The following is a 20,188-nucleotide window of genomic DNA, read 5'->3' as shown; positions in this document are numbered from 1 at the left end:
AGATACATACGGAGGTAATAGAATGACAAAAACCAGATTATATATTGCTCGTCATGGAAAAACCATGTTTAATACCATTGGGCGAGCACAGGGCTGGTCAGACACTCCGCTGACAGAAGCAGGAGAGCGTGGGATTAGAGAATTAGGGCTTGGCCTTAAGGAAGCAGGTCTTTCTTTTAAAGAGGCTGTTTCGAGTGATTCTGGTCGAACTATTCAAACCATGGGAATTGTTCTTCAAGAGCTTGGTTTGACAGGTCAGATTCCTTATCGCTATGATAAACGCATTCGTGAGTGGTGTTTTGGTAGCTTTGACGGTGCTTATGATGGCGATCTCTTCATGGGGGTCTTACCCCGTGTCTTTAAGGTCGATGATTTCCATCAGTTGAGTCTGATGGAGTTAGCAGAAGGAATCGTCGAGGTGGATACCACTGGTTGGGCTGAATCCTGGGGAACCTTGAGTAGTCGGATCAAAGAAGGATTTGAAGCCGTCGCAAAAGAGATCGAAGCAGCTGGTGGTGGCAATGCTATTGTAGTCAGCCATGGCATGACCATTACGACCTTGATTTATCTCATCGATCCTAAGGCTGTCGACGAATTGGTTTTGGACAACGGAAGCGTAACGGTTTTGTCTTATGAAGATGGCGCCTTTCATATTGAAAAGATTGGGGATCTATCTTATCGTAAGGTTGGAGCAAAACTCCTAGAGGATGGTCATGACGAATAAGTATAGACGCGCAAGAAAAAAACGTAAGAAATGGTGGCCTTACCTATTGAGTTTCTTTCTTCTTGTGGTCCTTGGATCAGGGATTGGTGTTTACTTAGCGAAACCAAGCTTGTTTTCAGGGCTTCAGTTTTGGAAGGCTAAAAAAACAGCTGTAACGACTCCCTCTTCTTCTAAGAAAAAGAAAGAAAAATCAGATTTACCAGCTGTTTCGACAAAAGACTGGCAGTTGATCTTGGTCAATCGTGACAATGTGAAGCCAGAGTTGAATCCACAATTGACAGATGTGGATGCTATCAAAGTGGATAGTCGGATTGTAGAGCCAACTCGTCAATTTCTAGAGGCGGCTCGAAAAATTGCTCCAGAAGAAACCTTGATATCGGGTTATCGAAGCGTGGCGGAACAAACAGAGCTCTATAATGAGCGTGTTGCGCAATTAGAGGCCAGTGGTCTTTCACACGAAGAAGCTGAAAAGCAGGTGCAGACCCAGGTACAGGTCCCTGGTGCTAGTGAACACCAGACGGGGCTTGCGATCGATATGAGTGTCGAAGCTGGTCAAAGTGATGAGTTGGGTTTGCAGCTGGCTGCCATCGCACCACAATATGGCTTTGTCCTTCGTTACCCAGATGGGAAGAGCAACATCACAGGTGTGAATTTTGAGAATTGGCATTTCCGTTATGTTGGCGTAGAAAATGCCCAGTATATGGCCAACCATCAGCTAGTATTGGAAGAATATATTCAACTATTGAAAAAGGCTGGAAAATAGGAGGAGATTCTCTTTTTCTAGGTCTTCAGAATGATTTTTAGCACTCTTGGGAAAAGAGTGCTAATTTTTTGGATTTTTTTCTTGACTTTCTTTTGAGAGGGTGTATAATAGAATCATGGTTTAGCACTTGAGTGTTTAGAGTGCTAAATACGAAAGAGAGGTGAGGTCATGGTTACAGAACGTCAAAATGAGATTCTAAATCTTGTCGTCGATATCTTTACCAAGACCCGCGAACCAGTCGGTTCAAAAGCACTGCAAGATGTCATTCAATCTAGTAGTGCTACTATCCGAAATGATATGGCTGCCCTCGAAAAGCAAGGTTTACTAGAAAAAGCCCACACTTCGAGTGGTCGAATGCCCAGCCGAGCTGGTTTTCAATATTTTGTTCAGAACTCGCTGGATCTAGAGTTGATTGATGAGCAAGATGTCTACCAGGTGGTAAAAGCCTTCGATTTCGAAGCCTTTAAGTTAGACGATATCTTGGATGCTACGGCTAAGTTACTAGCCCAGATGACGGGCTACACCGCAGTCATTCAGGATGTTGAGCCGACGCGGCAGCGCTTGACTGGTTTTGAGATTGTTCCCTTATCCAATCACGATGCTTTAGCGGTTCTGACCTTGGATGAATCAAAGCCTGTCACTGTACAATTCGCCATTCCAAAGAATTTCTTAACCAGTGATTTGGAAATTTTCCATCAGCTGGTTCAAGAACGTTTCATTGGAAATACGGTCTTGGATATCCACTACCGCTTGCGGACGGAGATTCCACAGATTGTACAGCGCTATTTCAAGACGACAGACAATGTCTTGGATCTGTTTGATTACGTCTTCTCGCAACTGTTTCAAGAATTGGTTTTTGTTGAAGGAAAGGTTTCATCCTTAACCTACGCTGACCTTCAAACCTATCAGTTCTTAGATAATCCCCAACACGTAGCTCTCGAGTTGCGAGGGGGAATGCCAGAGGACCAAATGACCCAGATCCTGGTTGCTGAATCCCAAGAGAAGGCCTTGAAAAATGTGACGGTGATTAGTCACAAGTTCTTAGTTCCTTATCGTGGGATGGCCCTCATGCATGTGATTGGTCCCGTAGAGATGGATTACAGGCGTGTGATTAGCTTGGTCAATGTCATCGGCCGAGTGCTGGTCATGAAGTTAACGGATTACTACCGTTACCTCAATAGCAACCATTATGAAGTAAATTAAGACCAAATGAAAGGGGTGTATGCCTTGACAGAAGATATCAAAAAAGAAGACGTGAAAGAAGAGGAAGTTGCCCAAACAACTGAAGAAGTTGTAGAGGAAAGCAACCAACCTTCTGAATTAGAAGAAGTACAAGCGCGTGCCGAAGAATTTGAAAACAAATACCTTCGTGCTCATGCAGAAATGCAAAACATTCAGCGCCGTGCCAATGAAGAACGTCAACAATTACAAAAATACCGTAGCCAAGATTTGGCAAAAGCGATCTTACCATCACTGGACAACCTCGAACGTGCCCTTGCCGTTGAAGGGTTGACAGATGATGTCAAAAAAGGACTAGAAATGGTCCAAGAAAGTTTGGTACATGCCTTAAAAGAAGAAGGTATCGAAGAAATTCCAGCAGATGGAGCCTTTGACCATAACTACCACATGGCCATCCAAACCTTGCCTGCAGATGACGAACATCCAGCAGACACCATCGCACAAGTCTTCCAAAAAGGCTACAAACTCCATGACCGCATCTTAAGACCGGCTATGGTAGTAGTATATAACTAGGCTACCTTGTCCGAAACGACACTAAACTATGAAAGAAAGATAAAAAATTATTCAGCTTTGCACTAGTGAGCGAAGCGAACCATTGGCGATACTCTTCGCCGTGGCGCTATTTGCGCAAACTTTGAGACCTTAGGCTCAAAGTTTAGTCAAAGAGATTGACGAAGGTCAAGCTCTGACGGCGCCGCCACCTAAGAAGAGTATCAAAAAGAAAAATAGAATATAAAATTTAAGGAGAAAAACACATGTCTAAAATTATCGGTATTGACTTAGGTACAACAAACTCAGCAGTAGCAGTTCTTGAAGGAACTGAATCAAAAATCATCGCAAACCCAGAAGGAAACCGCACAACTCCATCTGTAGTGTCATTCAAAAACGGTGAAATCATTGTTGGTGACGCTGCAAAACGTCAAGCAGTCACAAACCCAGATACAGTGATTTCTATCAAATCTAAGATGGGGACTTCTGAAAAAGTTTCTGCCAACGGTAAGGAATACACACCACAAGAAATCTCAGCTATGATTCTTCAATACTTGAAAGGTTATGCTGAAGAATACCTTGGTGAAAAAGTAACGAAGGCTGTTATCACAGTTCCAGCTTACTTTAACGATGCTCAACGTCAAGCAACAAAAGACGCTGGTAAAATCGCTGGTCTTGAAGTAGAACGTATCGTCAACGAACCAACTGCAGCAGCCCTTGCTTACGGTTTGGACAAGACTGACAAAGAAGAAAAAATCTTGGTATTCGACCTTGGTGGTGGTACATTCGACGTATCTATCCTTGAATTGGGTGACGGTGTCTTCGATGTATTGGCAACTGCAGGGGATAACAAACTCGGTGGTGACGACTTTGACCAAAAAATCATCGACCACTTGGTAGCAGAATTCAAGAAAGAAAACGGCATTGACTTGTCAACAGACAAGATGGCCCTTCAACGTTTGAAAGATGCAGCTGAAAAAGCGAAGAAAGACCTTTCTGGTGTAACTTCAACACAAATCAGCTTGCCATTCATCACTGCTGGTGAAGCTGGACCTCTTCACTTGGAAATGACTTTGACTCGTGCCAAATTTGACGATTTGACTCGTGACCTTGTAGAACGTACTAAAGTTCCAGTTCGTCAAGCTCTTTCTGATGCATGCTTGAGCTTGTCAGAAATCGACGAAGTCATCCTTGTTGGTGGTTCAACTCGTATCCCAGCCGTTGTAGAAGCTGTTAAGGCTGAAACTGGTAAAGAACCAAACAAATCAGTGAACCCTGACGAAGTAGTTGCCATGGGTGCTGCGATCCAAGGTGGTGTGATCACTGGTGACGTCAAAGACGTTGTCCTTCTTGACGTAACTCCATTGTCACTTGGTATCGAAACAATGGGTGGAGTCTTCACAAAATTGATCGACCGCAACACTACTATTCCAACATCTAAGTCACAAGTCTTCTCAACTGCAGCAGACAACCAACCAGCCGTTGATATCCACGTTCTTCAAGGTGAACGCCCAATGGCAGCAGATAACAAGACTCTTGGACGCTTCCAATTGACAGATATCCCAGCTGCACCTCGTGGTATCCCACAAATCGAAGTAACATTCGACATTGATAAAAACGGTATCGTATCTGTTAAAGCGAAAGATCTTGGAACTCAAAAAGAACAAACAATTGTTATCCAATCAAACTCAGGTTTGACAGATGAAGAAATCGACCGCATGATGAAAGATGCAGAAGCAAACGCTGAAGCAGATAAGAAACGTAAAGAAGAAGTAGACCTTCGTAACGAAGTAGACCAAGCTATCTTTGCGACTGAAAAGACAATCAAAGAAACTGAAGGTAAAGGCTTCGATGCAGAACGCGATGCCGCACAAGCTGCCCTTGATGAGCTTAAGAAAGCCCAAGAAGACAATAACTTGGACGAAATGAAAGCAAAACTTGAAGCCTTGAACGAAAAAGCTCAAGGACTTGCGGTTAAACTCTACGAACAAGCCGCAGCAGCGCAACAAGCTCAAGCAGGAGCAGAAGGCGCACAAGCAACAGGAAACGCAGGCGATGACGTCGTAGACGGAGAGTTTACTGAGAAGTAAGAAAGGATATACAATGTTAAAAGAAACAATTGAAGCGCTTAAAAGAAATCCTATTGATGAGCAATCTATTACAGTCCGTATTAATCAATATTTTTATGAGCAAGGCCTAGAAGAGTTAATTGCAGCAGCTTGTTTGGTGGAGGAATACTATGGTTCTTATTGGTATGTTGGAAATTTCTCTATGAATACTACCAAAGTTGACGGACTTGGATTTCGCATTGGTTTAGATAATGAGTATGGTAAAATGAACATTTTTGTTAACGAAAATGGTGTAAATAGGATTGATGTAGAACGTCAAGAACTTCCTAGATTAGTAAATTTGTATTTAAACTTATCAGAATTGAATCTTGCTGATGAACTAGATAAGATGTTATCAGGATTAGTTGATTAAAAGCCAGAAATCCAGAGGTTGCAACCCAGCCTCTGTTTTTCGGTAAAAAGGGAATAAACCTGATTGATGTAGGGTTTGTTTCACAATAACAATGGAAAGGAACAAAGAGTGTTCGGGGAATTGAACCCGAGCGGAAAGCTTGGAAATTAGATAAACCGCCTAAGAAATCAGGATTTCTTGTCGGTTTCCTAAATTTCAGTCGCTTTCTGTTCGCTCTTAGTATCTTGTATGAACAATACTGAATTTTATGACCGTTTGGGCGTTTCAAAGAATGCATCTCAAGATGAGATTAAGAAAGCCTATCGGAAATTATCTAAAAAATATCACCCAGATATCAACAAGGAGCCTGGTGCTGAGGAAAAGTACAAGGAAGTTCAAGAAGCTTATGAGACTTTGAGCGACGAACAAAAACGGGCAGCTTATGACCAATACGGTGCTGCAGGGGCCAATGGTGGTTTTGGCGGCTTCGGTGGCGGAGCTGGTGGCTTCGGTGGTTTTGATGGCAGTGGCTTTGGTGGCTTTGAAGATATCTTCTCTAGCTTCTTTGGAGGTGGCGGTGCAAGCCGCAATCCTAATGCTCCACGTCAGGGAGATGATCTTCAGTACCGCGTAAACCTCAAGTTTGAAGAAGCCATCTTTGGAACTGAGAAGGAAGTGAAGTACCATCGGGAAGCCAGCTGTCGGACGTGTGATGGAACTGGTGCTAAGCCAGGAACAAGTCCAGTAACTTGTGGACGCTGTCATGGTTCTGGGGTTATCAATGTGGATACGCAAACCCCACTTGGGATGATGCGCCGTCAAATCACCTGTGATGTCTGTCATGGACGCGGTAAAGAAATTAAAGATCCTTGTACAACCTGTCATGGGACTGGTCACGAGAAGCAAGCCCACAGTGTCAATGTGAAAATCCCTGCTGGGGTTGAAACAGGTCAACAAATCCGCCTCTCTGGTCAAGGAGAAGCTGGATTTAATGGAGGGCCATACGGAGATCTCTATGTGGTGGTCAACGTTGAGCCGAGCGACAAATTTGAGCGTGATGGATCAACCATCTACTATAAATTGAACTTGAACGTTGTTCAGGCTGCTCTTGGGGATACGGTCCATGTTCCAACGGTTCACGGCGATGTTGACTTGGTCATCCCTGAAGGAACCCAGACAGGTAAGAAATTCCGCCTCCGCGGTAAAGGAGCACCAAGCTTGCGTGGAGGCTCTGTAGGAGATCAATATGTATCTGTTAATGTGGTGACACCAACAGGTCTAAATGACAAGCAAAAAGAAGCCCTTCGTGCATTTGCGGAAGCAAGTGATTTGAAGGTCAACCCAAAGAAAAAAGGCTTCTTTGATAAGGTTAAAGATGCCTTGGATGATTTATAAAATAAAAGAAGATTTGGTTTTTCCAATCTTCTTTTTTTATCAAGAAAAACACCTCCGAAACCAAAGGCTTCAGAGGTGTGGCAAAAGAATCAAATTAAACAAGACCTTGGGCAATCATCGCATTTGCGACATTTTCAAAGGCTGCGATATTAGCACCCGCAAGGTAATCTTTACCAAGACCGTAGGTTTCTGCAGTTGTTTTAGCAGTGTTGAAGATGTTGGTCATGATGTCTTTCAAGCGTCCATCCACTTCTTCACGTGTCCATGAAAGGCGGAGGCTGTTTTGGCTCATTTCAAGAGCAGATACAGCAACCCCACCAGCATTGGCAGCTTTAGCAGGTCCGTAAAGGATGCCGTTTTCTTTGTAGACTTTGATCGCATCAAGGTCGCTAGGCATGTTGGCTCCTTCAGAAACAACTTTTACCCCTTGAGCAACCAAGCGTTTCGCTGCTTCACCGTTGATCTCGTTTTGAGTTGCACATGGAAGAGCGATATCATAGTTACCAGCGTAAGTCCATACAGATCCTTCGTAGTAAGTAGCAGTTGGTTTTTCTGCAGCATACTCAGTCAAACGAGCACGACGTTTTTCTTTGACGTCTGTCAGAAGGTCAAAGTCAATACCGTTTTCGTCGATCACGTAACCGTTTGAGTCAGATACAGAGATAACAGTTGCACCAAGTTCAGTTGCTTTTTGAAGAGCGTATTGGGCAACGTTACCAGAACCTGAGATCACGACTTTCTTACCAGCAAAGCTGTCGCCATTGCCTTTGAGCATTTCCTCCGTATAGTAAACCAAACCATACCCAGTTGCTTCTGGACGAATCAAGCTACCACCGAAACCAAGAGGTTTACCAGTCAAGACACCAGCATCAAATTGGCGAAGGCGTTTGTATTGTCCGTAAAGGTAACCAATCTCACGTCCACCAACCCCGATATCACCAGCTGGGACATCAAGAGAAGGACCGATGTGTTTTTGCAATTCAGTCATGAAGCTTTGGCAGAAGCGCATCACTTCAGCGTCAGTCTTGCCTTTAGGATCGAAGTCAGATCCACCTTTACCTCCACCGATTGGAAGTCCAGTCAAAACGTTTTTAAAGATTTGTTCGAAGCCGAGGAATTTCAAAATCCCTTGGTTAACTGTTGGGTGGAAACGAAGTCCGCCTTTATATGGTCCAACAGCTGAGTTGAATTGAACACGGTAACCACGGTTAACTTGAACTTTTCCATCACGGTCAACCCAAGGAACACGGAAGCTAATCACGCGTTCTGGCTCAGTAATGCGAGCCAAAATATTTTCTTCGATGTATTCTGGATGTTTTTCAAATACAGGTTCCAAAGTGCTGAGGAACTCTTCAACAGCTTGAAGGAATTCTGCTTCATGGCCGTTGCGAGCTTTTACGGTTTCGAAAGTGCTTTGGATATATTCTTTTGCAGTTGTCATCATGTTTCTCCTTTTTTCATTGAAACGAATTCCAGCAGGTTAGCGAACTTACTGGTATATGGAGGCACTGCTGAGAGCAATGTCATGTTTTATTACGTCGATAATTATAGCAGACTTTTTTTGACTTGTAAAGAAAAAAGTTGAATTTTCTGAAAATTTTCACAACTGATGGAGGATGGTAAAAAAGATACCTAGCTTGGACTTACTCCGGTTGAAATGATGATACGATTTTTAGCTTTCCTTTGAGCGGAAATCCACTCCTTCTTGAGTAATTTCTTGCTATTTCCGGACGATCCTTGTCCTTTTTTAGTTTTCTAGTCATGAATCCTCCTTTTCGTGCTATAATGGCTGTAAGAATTCATTTCAAGGAGAAGAAGATGGTATCGACAAAGACGCAAATTGCTGGTTTTGAATTTGACAACTGCCTGATGAATGCGGCAGGTGTGGCCTGTATGACCACTGAGGAATTAGAAGAAGTGAAGAATTCGGCTGCTGGGACCTTTGTGACCAAGACAGCTACATTGGAGTTCCGTTCTGGAAATCCAGAGCCACGCTACCAAGATGTCCCACTGGGCTCAATCAATTCGATGGGGCTACCTAACCAAGGCTTGGACTATTATTTGAATTACTTATTGGAGTTGCAAGAAACAGATCCCGATCGGACTTTCTTCCTATCTCTTGTCGGCATGTCTCCTGAGGAAACCCATACCATCTTGAAAAAGGTGCAAGAAAGTGATTTTAAAGGTTTGACTGAATTGAACCTTTCCTGCCCCAATGTCCCAGGGAAACCTCAGATCGCCTATGATTTTGAGACGACAGATCGGATCTTGTCAGAGGTCTTTGCCTATTTCACCAAACCTCTTGGCATCAAGTTGCCACCTTATTTTGATATCGTTCATTTTGACCAAGCTGCAGCGATCTTTAACAAATATCCGCTCAAGTTTGTCAACTGTGTCAACTCAATCGGTAATGGACTTTACATCGAGGATGAATCCGTGGTGATCCGTCCTAAGAACGGCTTTGGTGGGATTGGTGGCGAATACATCAAACCAACGGCTCTGGCCAATGTCCATGCCTTTTACCAACGGTTAAATCCAGAAATTCAGATTGTGGGGACTGGGGGCGTCTTGACTGGTCGCGATGCCTTTGAACATATCCTTTGTGGCGCTAGTATGGTACAAATCGGAACCACGCTTCATAAAGAAGGAGTGGGGGCTTTTGAACGCATTACTGCGGAGCTTAAAGCTATCATGGAAGAAAAAGGCTACCAAAGTCTAGAAGATTTCCGTGGGAAATTGCACTACATTGACTAATCTTTCGAGAAGAACTTCCTCAAGTGGAAACTTGGGGAAGTTTTTTATGAGAGTGGGACAGAAATCGGTAATTCGTTAGAATTCGATTTCGTCGTCCTACCTCCGCACAGTTGAGTAGGGCTGTAAAAGCTGATGAAATCAGCGTAGTAGAGTCCACTCAACCACTGCGTCTTGCTCGACAATCTAGAAACAATTGAGAGGCTAGGACTTTTGTCCCAGCCTCATTCTGTTCCTAGTTTTAGAGATTTCCCATTTTTATAGAGAGAAAAAGGTGTACAATGGAGGTGAAAAGGAAGGTGATTTCGATGGGAGAAAGGGATGTGATTCAAGAGGCGAGGACGACGGTCAGCCTTCTTCAAACAGCCTTTTCTAAAGGATGCACCCCCAGTCCAGATGCCCTTCGATTTAAAGAAAATCTAGATCAGATGTTGAAAGTTTTATTGAAGGCTCAAAGGATAGACAATCGCCTGTTGATGGAGTTGGAAAAGTTTTATCAGACCGCTAGTCTATTGATTGGTCTGAGCGGGTTGCGTTTAAATAAAGAAACCTTTCAAGTTTGGCGAGCTTATGATCACTGGCATTACGAGGTTGTGAAGCCTCAGTTACAGGTCTACGGACCGACGGTGGTTCTTTAATCTTGGTAACGATGTTTAGGAACATCAGATGATTGAGAGGAGGTGTGGGACATGTCTCTCATGCATGATTTTTTCCATCAGTTTTTAGTGTCTCTACGGAATCTTGGTTACTCGCTCTTTTTCTTATTTGAAAAATAAGTGGGAGTGCCTTTATCCCTTTTACTAGTATAGTAGAAGGGATTTTTGATGCAGAATCCTTGAAAATCTGAGACTCTTGGATTATGATGAAGCTAATAGATGTCAAGCGTTCCTCTTAGGGAATGCAGGAAGCGAGGAAAAAAAGATGGCAGAGATTTATCTAGCAGGTGGCTGTTTTTGGGGCTTAGAGGAGTATTTCTCTCGGATCCCCGGTGTAGAACAAACGACGGTGGGCTATGCCAATGGCCAGGTAGAGACGACCAATTATCAACTGATCAAAGAAACGGATCATGCAGAGACTGTACAAGTTATCTACGATCCAGACAAGATCACTTTACGCGCAATTCTGCTCTACTATTTCCGGGTGATCGATCCCTTGTCCGTTAACAAGCAGGGAAATGATCGAGGCCGCCAATATCGGACCGGTGTCTATTACCTAGACGAGGCGGATTGTGAGGTGATTGCCCAAGTGTTTGCGGAAGAAGAGAAGCAACTGGGCCGCAAGATCGCGGTGGAGCTAGAGCCCTTGCGTCACTACATCCTGGCTGAGGACTACCACCAAGACTACCTCAAGAAGAATCCTGGGGGTTATTGCCATATCGATGTGACGGATGCTGCCCAACCCTTGATTGATCCGGCAGCCTATCAGAAGCCAGATCAAGAAACCTTAAAAGCGAAACTGACAGCAGAGCAGTACCAAGTCACCCAAGAAAGCGCGACGGAACGCCCTTTCCACAATGTCTATGATCAGACCTTTGAAGAGGGCATCTATGTGGATATTACGACTGGGGAACCTCTTTTCTTTGGAAAGGATAAGTTTGCTTCTGGCTGTGGCTGGCCAAGTTTCTCTCGTCCCATTGCCAAAGATGTCGTCCACTATTACCAGGACCAAAGCCATGGGATGGAGCGGATTGAAGTTCGTTCCCGCTCGGGTAATGCTCATCTCGGCCATGTCTTCACCGATGGACCAAAAGACCAAGGAGGCCTTCGCTACTGTATCAATTCGGCCTCTCTGCGTTTTGTTCCAAAAGAGGAAATGGAGCGAGAAGGTTATGGATATTTGTTAAAGGCTTTGAAATAAGAGGGCCTTTCTATTAGATCGAAAAACGGAGTTTATGATGAAAAATAGAAATTTGTGGGTAACAATTTTTTCACTTTCGGCTATGGTAACTCTGATTGGATTAGGATTTACTGCCTATAATCATTTTGTGTTCCATCAACCTTTTATGAATCGGACGACAAAAGGGTTGCTTTCGGCCTTTTTCCTAAGTCTTGTCATGGTTGCGATTAGCTTGTCCAAATCAAACGATAAGAAGTGATGAACGATCATTTACATGAATTAATCAACTGTGCAGGAGCAGGACGATGAAGCGTTTCTAAACAATGGCGCTTCTGTCCTGCTCTCTTTTTTCTCTTCTTAAAATTTGTGATACAATGAAGAGAAAGTATTTCAATGAATACTAGGTTTGATGTGAGTTTAGTGGCTCATTGTATAAACCTGAGATGAGAAAGTTGGAATGTTAGAGAAGTGTGAGAATGTAAAAGGTAGCATCAAGATGCTAGGGAGAGGCCTTTGACAAGTGCAAGAGAAATAGGAAGAGAAGATGATGAAGAATTGGAAGGATCTCTTAAAGAGATGGAGCGAGCTTGGGAAAGATATCCTCAGGATGCTCAACGACTGGCTTGATATTGGCTTGGGAAAGGTGACCGCTTTTCGCCTGACCAACGAACAGTTTGTCTATGGTTTGCTGATTACAGTATTTGCGGCAGCAAATCTGGTCTTGTGGGTTCAAAAATGGAATGGTTTTCCCATTACAGCGCTAGAAATGCCGGAAGTCGTTGAAAAGCAAGAAGAAATTCATCCGGATCAGTTACCGCATACGGCTCGGATCATGGCAAATGGAGATCAACTCTATCATGACTTGATTTATATGAGCGCCGCCAAGGAAGATGGAAGCTATGATTTTTCTGAGAATTATCACTATGCTCAGGAATGGTTGAAGCAAGGGGATCTTGTCTTGGGGGATTTTGAAGGGACCATCAATTCGGATTATGGGCTTTCGGGCTATCCGATTTTCAATGCCCCTGGGGAGGTAGTTGCTTCGATTAAGGAGGCAGGTTATCAGGTGATGGATCTGGGACATAACCATATCCTCGATTCTGGCTTGGAAGGGCTGTTTTCGACTGCCAAGGCATTTGAAGACGCGGGGATCCAAACGGTTGGTGTCTACCCACATGAGACGCGGGATCAAGCCCCTATCCTGATCAAGGAGGTAAATGGGATCAAGATTGCGATCTTGGCTTACTCCTACGGGTTTAATGGGATGGAATATAATCTAGAACAAGAGGACTATGATAACCGTCTATCGGATCTCAATGAGGAGCGGATGCGTCAAGAAATCCAAAAAGCTGAGATGGAAGCAGACATGACCATTGTCATGCCTCAGATGGGGAATGAATATGATTTAGAACCGACAGAGGAACAAAAGGAGCTATACCATAAGATGATTTCTTGGGGAGCGGATATCGTCTTGGGTGGTCATCCTCATGTCGTCCAGCCTGCTGAGATTGTGGATAAGGATGGGCAACAGAAATTGATCGTTTATTCTATGGGGAATTTCCTTTCCAATCAGCGGATGGAAACCATGGAAGGGATAGACAATGCCCAATGGACCGAACGGGGTGTCCTGATGGATATCACCATTGAGAAGGTAGGGCGCAAGACACGGATCAAAACAGCCACAGCTCATCCTACTTGGGTCAGCCGGACGCCAAAGGACAGTTATTCTCCTGAAGGTTATGAACTCTATCATTTCCAGACCTATATCTTGGAGGACTGGATTGAAGGAGGCAAGTATCGGGACCAATTGGATGATGAAACAAAGGCGCGTGTTGATACAGCCTATCAAGAAGTGAAGGAACATGTGAATCTGAATTGGCAGTAGGAAGGGCGGATTAAGAAATGGATAAACTTGGATGGTTACCAATTGGATTTGTTGGACTGATCATCATTATGGTTCTAACAAATCGGATAGCAACGATTCGTCTGAGAAAAAAATTAGCCAAGGCTTGGGAGGGAAAACCTTTTTTTATAAAAAATGATAGTGAAGAGAGTTTAGTGGAAACAATGCTTTTGGCATCTACACTCCAGCCAACGGATAGTCAAGTAGATGGTCAAACTTGGCATGATTTAGACATGCATAGAGTCTTTGATCAGCTAAACTATACACAGTCTAGTATAGGTGCTGAGGCTTTGTATCAGAAGCTGCGTTTGATAAACTTTCAACCAGATGCATCTTTGCAGGAGTTAGAAGATTTCTTTGAACATCACCCGGATCTTCGTCTGAAGGTTCAGGTTGTTATGAACCAGTTAGGAAAAAAGAACCACAATATGGCTAGAAGTATTGTGGCGAATCCAGGGAAGCAAGATTCGAGGATCTATCTTTCTCTCTATCTTTTTTTAGCGTGTTTGCCAGTCCTCTCTCTTTTCTTTCTTCCGTTTTTTAAAATTCAAGCCATGTCAGTCTTGATAGCGAGTGTGACGTTTAATATCATTTTTTCGAGCATTCGGAATTGGTCGAATAAAATGCGCTTGGATCAAGTTAGTTACCTGGTTCGTATCTTTGCTTCAGCGGAAAAGCTGAGCCGTCTAGTGCTACCAAAACAAGAAAACCTCAAACAGGCTATCCAACCATTTAAGAAGACGAAAGTCATTTCCAGCATCTTACAAAGTCCAACAGGAAGCTCCGAGATGGAAATTATCCTGATTTACCTTAATTTTCTTTTCTTAATTCCGCAGATTGCCCAAATCTATATCTACCAGCAAGTGAGGACTCATCAGAAAGAAGCTCAGGAAACAATCAATCTTTTGGGGGAATTGGAAGTAGCCATCAGCCTTCTACGCCATAAGCGTGATGTTGATTTGGTTTGTCATCCCAATTTTAAGGAAGAAGCTGGGATTAAAGGAAAGGGGATCTACCATCCTTTACTAGCGGATCCGGTTGTTAATGATGTTAGTTTTGAAAGAAATATGGTGATTAGTGGGGATAATGCCTCCGGGAAATCCACTTATTTGAAAATGGTAGCCATTAACTGTATTTTAGCGCAGGGTTTGGGCTTCGCCTATGGCGACAGTTTGGAGCTTTCTTATGGACATGTCATGACCTCTATGGATGTCAGCGATGATATCGAGGTTGGAGATAGTTATTTTATTACAGAGAGCAAAACGATTCTCCGAATGATTGAGAGTCTGGAAAAGTCTGGTTTTCATTATTTCTTTATTGATGAACTCTTTAAGGGAACCAATACCATTGAGCGAATTGGGTCTGGCTTAGGGATTGTCCGCTGGCTATCGAGACACGATTGCTTGTATATGATTTCGAGTCATGATATTGAGCTAGTTGCGGCATCTGGTGCAGTAAATGATAATTATCATTTTGACAGTCGCTATGTTGATGGGAAAATCGTCTTTGATTATCAGATAAAGCAGGGAGCAGCAGTAACGAAGAATGCGGTCAATACATTAAAAAGCCTCCATTTCCCTTCGGAAATCACTCGAACTTCCCAAGAATTAATTGTACAATATGAAAAAACAGGGAAATGGTCTTTAAATAGAATGTTGAGTGATAAAGAGGAAGGTTGCTAGGCTTTATCAGACCTTCTGTTGTAAAAAATTAAAAGCACATAAAACGCAAACTTCACTTGTTTTATGTGCTTTTATTATTTGATCTATTGGTTAAAGACAAGCTTTTCGGTATTGGCTTGGAGTGACCTGATAGTATTTCTTGAACTGGCGATTAAAGTTTGAGAGGTTGTTGAAGCCAGATTGGCTCGCGATATCAATGATTGCCAGATCGGAATGTTGGAGGAGATGGGCCGCTTTTTTCAGTCGATATTGAATGATGTACTCCATGCAAGAGAGCCCTAATTGTTTCTTAAAGAAATTCATGAAGTGGGTCGGGCTAAAATGGCACAGCTCTGCCAAATGCTCGATCATGAGCTCCTCTTGGTAATGGTTCGAAATATGGTCGAGGACCAAACGGATTTTTTCTTCTCTCCGGTAAGCGTCTGTTGAGAACTTCTTCTCGACGATATAGTTGTGGGAGAAGAGGAGATAGAGGAGTTCATTGAGCTGGGATTTAAGTCGGAGTTCATAGAAGGGGCCTTGTTCTCTTCCGTTTGCCATACAGGTTAAGAGGCTCTGTTTGATTTCTTCGTAACCAGGTGATTGGGCTTGAATGCGTCGGACAAATTCAAAATCCCCATTGTAGAGGGGTTGTAAATATTTTAGAGTGGCGATATTTTTATGGGTAATCCCAATCAGGTCCAGATTAAAATGCAGGACATCCATAGTATGAGAAGAACTCTGGATGGGGTGGATGGAGTGAAGGGCATTGGGGCGGATCAAAATAATATCACCAGGCTGACTATTAAAATATTCATAGTCGATATGGAACTGAGCAGTCCCTTCATTGACATAAATAATCTCAATATCGGTGTGCCAGTGAAATAAGATATCTGGCTGGCCATTTTGGGTGCTAATCTGTTTGATTGAAAAAGGGAAATCGCTATTGGTAAAGGATGTTTGGCGGTATAAAGTCTTTGTGTTCATGCCTACCTCTTAGATCTTTTTCGGGAGTAGCAGACGTTTTTACCAGGTGTGTGAAAGGGTCTGCAAGTTACTCATACAGGGAAATCTACTATCTATATTATAATAAAATTGGACCAAAAATTAAAGAGGATTCGGTGGAATTTCTTAAATTTTAAGGAAGGAGGAGAGGTGTGATTTATGGGAGAGAAGGCTCCAAAATGATGAGGGAATGGTGTATAATAGGGGAAAGATGGAAAGAGGTGGCGGTATGCTACAAATGATTGCGACAGATATGGATGGCACTCTGATGGACGAGCAAGGAGAGGTGGACCATGAGCGCTTGAGCCGCATCTTGGATCAGTTAGACCAAAGAGGGATTCCCTTTGTCATTGCGACAGGGAACGGCTATAGCCGTATGGCTCATGTATTGGGAGACTTGAAAGATCGCGTCACCTTGGTGATGGCCAATGGGGCACGGATATTAGAGAAGGGAAAGCTCATCCGAGAGTGTAGCTGGCCGGAAGAGCTGGTGCAGGAGGTCTTGCAGTATCTAGAAGGCCGAGAAGAAGAACTCCACCTGGTCGTTAGTAGCTTATCGGGAGGTTACGCCAAGAAAGGAACAGAGTTTCCTCTTCTAGAGCAATTGATGACGCCTGAGTTAGCGGCTGCTTTTTACAAACGGATGCGCTTTGTGGATGATTTGGCCCATGAACATGGCCAGCAAGTTTTGAAGCTAAGTGTCGTCACGGAGACTGAAAAAGTCGAAGCCTTTGTGCAAGAGTTACGAGAAAAGTTTGGAGAGCGCCTGCTTCCTGCAGCTAGTGGCTATGGGGCTATTGATATTCTACAACCGGGGGTCAATAAGGCTACGGCTATTCAATTCTTAGAAGAACGCTGGGACGTGGATGGTGGACACTTGATGGCGTTTGGAGATAGCCAAAACGATGTCGAGATGCTTGAGTTAGCGACCTATTCCTATGCAATGGAAAATGCGGATCCCCATGCGCGACAAGCCGCCCGCTTTAGGGCGCCTTCTCATCAGAATCATGGGGTCTACGAAGTCATCGAAGCTTACTTGGATGGAAGGCTCAGCTTCGACTAGGAGCCTATCCTACCTTGCACAGTTTCTACTATACGAATCGAAAGGAGCCTTTATGGCTGTACAATTATTGGAGACCTGGCTGTTGAAAGAACAGGCAAAAATACAGAAGAATTACCGAGAACTGAATCAAAATCCTTTGAGGGAACCCGATATTCTTTTTATAGGAGACTCTATCGTCGAATACTATCCCCTTCAAGAGTTGCTGTTGACGGATCAGTATATGGTGAACCGGGGGATTAGAGGCTACAAGACAGACCTCTTAAGAGAGCATCTAGATGCCCATATTTTCGGCCAAGCAGTGGACAAGGTCTTTTTACTGATCGGGACTAATGACATTGGAAAGGAAATGCCCCTGTCGGAAACCATTGATAACATGAGCATCATCTTGCAGGAGATGGTACGACTCTTGCCCTTGGCGCAAATCAAACTCGTTTCGGTTCTTCCTGTGAATGAGGGAGAGCCCTACAAGGGGACAGTTTATATCCGGACCAATCAGAAGATTCAGACCTTGAACCAGGCCTACCACGAATTGGCCCAAGGGATGATAAATGTTGAATTTATCAATGTTTTTGCCCATTTGCTTGGAGAGGATGGTCAGCTCAAACCGGCTTATACAACAGATGGTCTTCATCTAACCATCGAAGGATACAGAGTCTTGAGTAAGGCTCTTCAAAGCGAAATCTAACCCATCCTAGCAAGGAAAATGATTTTCCAGCTAGGATTTTTTATGCTTTCTATAAAACAGTTTGGGGGAACACTCTATTTTGTACTAATTCTACAACAAGCAAAAACCTTGCCCTTATGCGGTTTATGACTTCTGTTATAAAATAGTTTGCGGAAACAGAACAGATTTTTGCTTTGTGTTATGTAATAGTTCCAGGCGTTCGGTGAGCATATTCTTATACAAGGACAATAAAACGTGATAAATTGATATAGTAAAGTTATTTGAAACGTTTTCACTCTTTGTCGAATTCAGTTCAAAGACTGACAATTATTTTTATTGAAGGAGAGTTATATTTATGACTCAAGGGAAAATTACTGCATCTGCAGCAATGCTCAACGTATTGAAAACATGGGGCGTAGACACGATCTACGGTATCCCATCAGGAACACTTAGCTCACTCATGGACGCTTTGGCTGAAGACAAAGATATCCGTTTCTTGCAAGTTCGCCACGAAGAAACAGGTGCCCTTGCAGCGGTTATGCAGGCTAAATTTGGCGGATCTATCGGTGTTGCAGTTGGTTCAGGTGGTCCAGGTGCGACTCACTTGATTAACGGTGTTTACGATGCAGCTATGGATAACACTCCATTCCTTGCCATTCTTGGATCACGTCCTAACAACGAATTGAACATGGATGCTTTCCAAGAATTGAACCAAAACCCAATGTACAACGGTATTGCTGTTTACAACAAACGTGTAGCTTATGCAGAACAATTACCAAAAGTTATTGACGAAGCTTGCCGTGCTGCCGTTTCTAAAAAAGGTCCAGCCGTTGTTGAAATTCCAGTAAACTTTGGTTTCCAAGAAATCGACGAAAACTCATACTACGGATCAGGTTCATACGAGCGTTCATTCATCGCTCCTGCTTTGAACGAAGTTGAAATCGATAAAGCTGTTGAAATCTTGAACAATGCGGAACGCCCTGTGATCTATGCTGGTTACGGTGGTGTTAAAGCTGGTGAAGTGATTACTGAATTGTCACGTAAAATCAAAGCACCAATCATCACAACTGGTAAAAACTTTGAAGCGTTCGAATGGAACTACGAAGGTTTGACAGGATCTGCTTACCGTGTTGGTTGGAAACCAGCCAACGAAGTGGTTTTCGAAGCAGACACAGTTCTTTTCCTTGGTTCAAACTTCCCATTTGCTGAAGTTTACGAAGCATTCAAGAACACTGAAAAATTCATCCAAGTAGATATCGACCCTTACAAACTTGGTAAACGCCATGCCCTTGACGCTTCCATCCTTGGAGATGCAGGTCAAGCAGCTAAAGCGATCCTTGATAAAGTAAACCCAGTTGAGTCTACTCCATGGTGGCGTGCTAACGTGAAGAACAACCAAAACTGGCGTGATTACATGAACAAACTCGAAGGTAAAACTGAGGGTGCGCTTCAATTGTACCAAGTTTACAACGCTATCAACAAATACGCTGATGAAGATGCAATCTACTCAATCGACGTAGGTAACTCTACTCAAACATCAACTCGTCACCTTCACATGACACCTAAGAACATGTGGCGTACATCTCCACTCTTTGCGACAATGGGTATTGCTCTTCCTGGTGGTATTGCAGCTAAGAAAGACAATCCAGATCGCCAAGTATGGAACATCATGGGGGATGGAGCCTTCAACATGTGCTACCCAGATGTGATCACAAACGTTCAATACAACCTTCCAGTAATCAACGTAGTCTTCTCAAATGATGAGTATGCCTTCATCAAGAACAAATACGAAGACACAAACAAACACTTGTTTGGTGTAGACTTCACAAACGCTGACTACGCTAAAATCGCTGAAGCTCAAGGTGCTGTAGGATTCACTGTAAACCGTATCGAAGACATCGATGCAGTTGTTGCAGAAGCTGTGAAACTCAACAAAGAAGGTAAGACTGTTGTTATCGATGCTCGCATCACGCAACATCGTCCACTTCCAGTAGAAGTACTTGAGTTGGATCCGAAGCTTCACTCAGAAGAAGCAATCAAAGCCTTCAAGGAAAAATACGAAGCAGAAGAGCTTGTACCATTCCGCCTCTTCTTGGAAGAAGAAGGGTTGCAATCACGCGCAATCAAATAATTCCTCACGTGGAAAATCAAATGTAAATATTGTAGATTATTTTCTTTGATTTTGTGGAGATAAACTTGAAAAGATCGGAGCAATCCGGTCTTTTTATGGAGGAT

The 20,188-nt window shown here is 43.3% G+C and carries 18 protein-coding genes; 16 read left to right on the top strand and 2 right to left on the bottom strand.

The features are described 5' to 3' along the window. The first annotated feature begins 22 nt into the window (after positions 1 to 22). The 7 genes from EAI95_RS05785 to dnaJ all read left to right on the top strand — a co-directional run bounded on the left by EAI95_RS05785 (position 23) and on the right by dnaJ (position 7,070). Positions 23 to 724, top strand: a complete 702-nt coding sequence (locus tag EAI95_RS05785; RefSeq protein ID WP_129822469.1) for a histidine phosphatase family protein — start codon at positions 23 to 25, stop codon at positions 722 to 724. After that, complete coding sequence (locus tag EAI95_RS05780; RefSeq protein ID WP_324250408.1) at positions 708 to 1,487, top strand: M15 family metallopeptidase; 780 nt, start codon at positions 708 to 710, stop codon at positions 1,485 to 1,487. The genes EAI95_RS05785 and EAI95_RS05780 overlap by 17 nt, the downstream gene beginning before the upstream one ends. A 168-nt stretch (positions 1,488 to 1,655) precedes the next feature. After that, positions 1,656 to 2,690 carry a heat-inducible transcriptional repressor HrcA gene (gene hrcA, locus EAI95_RS05775; protein WP_003013962.1) on the top strand — a complete coding sequence of 345 codons (1,035 nt, stop codon included), beginning with the start codon at positions 1,656 to 1,658 and terminating at the stop codon, positions 2,688 to 2,690. Between the two features lie 24 nt (positions 2,691 to 2,714). After that, a complete protein-coding gene (gene grpE / locus EAI95_RS05770; RefSeq protein WP_342770029.1) occupies positions 2,715 to 3,239 on the top strand; it encodes a nucleotide exchange factor GrpE in 525 nt (174 codons plus the stop codon). 242 nt (positions 3,240 to 3,481) lie between these two features. Beyond that, positions 3,482 to 5,305: a molecular chaperone DnaK gene (gene dnaK / locus EAI95_RS05765; RefSeq protein WP_129822467.1), complete on the top strand. Its 1,824-nt coding sequence runs from the start codon at positions 3,482 to 3,484 to the stop codon at positions 5,303 to 5,305. Between the two features lie 13 nt (positions 5,306 to 5,318). Then, entirely contained in the window at positions 5,319 to 5,696 is a 378-nt protein-coding gene (locus EAI95_RS05760; RefSeq protein ID WP_129822466.1) for a hypothetical protein, read from the top strand. A 228-nt stretch (positions 5,697 to 5,924) separates the two neighbouring features. Further along, positions 5,925 to 7,070: a molecular chaperone DnaJ gene (gene dnaJ, locus EAI95_RS05755; RefSeq protein WP_129822465.1), complete on the top strand. Its 1,146-nt coding sequence runs from the start codon at positions 5,925 to 5,927 to the stop codon at positions 7,068 to 7,070. A gap of 94 nt (positions 7,071 to 7,164) precedes the next feature. Here the strand turns inward: dnaJ and gdhA are convergent, their stop codons facing one another. After that, positions 7,165 to 8,511, bottom strand: coding sequence for an NADP-specific glutamate dehydrogenase (gene gdhA / locus EAI95_RS05750; protein ID WP_129822464.1), 1,347 nt, complete (start codon positions 8,509 to 8,511; stop codon positions 7,165 to 7,167). A gap of 377 nt (positions 8,512 to 8,888) precedes the next feature. Here gdhA and EAI95_RS05745 point away from each other — a divergent pair, with 377 nt between their 5' ends. The 6 genes from EAI95_RS05745 to EAI95_RS05715 all read left to right on the top strand — a co-directional run bounded on the left by EAI95_RS05745 (position 8,889) and on the right by EAI95_RS05715 (position 15,242). Continuing rightward, positions 8,889 to 9,824, top strand: a complete 936-nt coding sequence (locus EAI95_RS05745; protein ID WP_061564332.1) for a dihydroorotate oxidase — start codon at positions 8,889 to 8,891, stop codon at positions 9,822 to 9,824. 278 nt (positions 9,825 to 10,102) lie between these two features. Continuing rightward, positions 10,103 to 10,459: a helicase BlpT gene (locus tag EAI95_RS05735; RefSeq protein ID WP_129822463.1), complete on the top strand. Its 357-nt coding sequence runs from the start codon at positions 10,103 to 10,105 to the stop codon at positions 10,457 to 10,459. A gap of 283 nt (positions 10,460 to 10,742) precedes the next feature. Beyond that, positions 10,743 to 11,678: a peptide-methionine (R)-S-oxide reductase MsrB gene (gene msrB, locus EAI95_RS05730; protein ID WP_129822462.1), complete on the top strand. Its 936-nt coding sequence runs from the start codon at positions 10,743 to 10,745 to the stop codon at positions 11,676 to 11,678. Positions 11,679 to 11,715: 37 nt separating this feature from the next. Further along, a complete protein-coding gene (locus EAI95_RS05725) occupies positions 11,716 to 11,916 on the top strand; it encodes a hypothetical protein (RefSeq protein WP_129822461.1) in 201 nt (66 codons plus the stop codon). 348 nt (positions 11,917 to 12,264) lie between these two features. Continuing rightward, complete coding sequence (locus EAI95_RS05720; protein ID WP_238662900.1) at positions 12,265 to 13,542, top strand: CapA family protein; 1,278 nt, start codon at positions 12,265 to 12,267, stop codon at positions 13,540 to 13,542. 17 nt (positions 13,543 to 13,559) lie between these two features. After that, positions 13,560 to 15,242, top strand: a complete 1,683-nt coding sequence (locus EAI95_RS05715; protein WP_129822460.1) for a hypothetical protein — start codon at positions 13,560 to 13,562, stop codon at positions 15,240 to 15,242. Positions 15,243 to 15,332: 90 nt separating this feature from the next. Here the strand turns inward: EAI95_RS05715 and EAI95_RS05710 are convergent, their stop codons facing one another. Beyond that, entirely contained in the window at positions 15,333 to 16,208 is an 876-nt protein-coding gene (locus tag EAI95_RS05710) for an AraC family transcriptional regulator (RefSeq protein WP_129822459.1), read from the bottom strand. Positions 16,209 to 16,455: 247 nt separating this feature from the next. Here EAI95_RS05710 and EAI95_RS05705 point away from each other — a divergent pair, with 247 nt between their 5' ends. The 3 genes from EAI95_RS05705 (at position 16,456) to spxB (ending at position 20,084) form a co-directional block, all read left to right on the top strand. Further along, positions 16,456 to 17,289, top strand: coding sequence for an HAD family hydrolase (locus EAI95_RS05705; protein ID WP_129822458.1), 834 nt, complete (start codon positions 16,456 to 16,458; stop codon positions 17,287 to 17,289). 52 nt (positions 17,290 to 17,341) lie between these two features. After that, positions 17,342 to 17,974: an SGNH/GDSL hydrolase family protein gene (locus EAI95_RS05700; protein ID WP_129822457.1), complete on the top strand. Its 633-nt coding sequence runs from the start codon at positions 17,342 to 17,344 to the stop codon at positions 17,972 to 17,974. A gap of 334 nt (positions 17,975 to 18,308) precedes the next feature. Further along, entirely contained in the window at positions 18,309 to 20,084 is a 1,776-nt protein-coding gene (spxB, locus tag EAI95_RS05695) for a pyruvate oxidase (protein WP_129822456.1), read from the top strand. Positions 20,085 to 20,188: the final 104 nt, after the last annotated feature.

This window comes from Streptococcus sp. bf_0095 (assembly GCF_004166885.1).
Lineage (GTDB): Bacteria > Bacillota > Bacilli > Lactobacillales > Streptococcaceae > Streptococcus.
The sequence above is the reverse complement of the archived record's forward strand: the minus strand, read 5'-3'. Positions and strand labels throughout refer to the sequence as shown.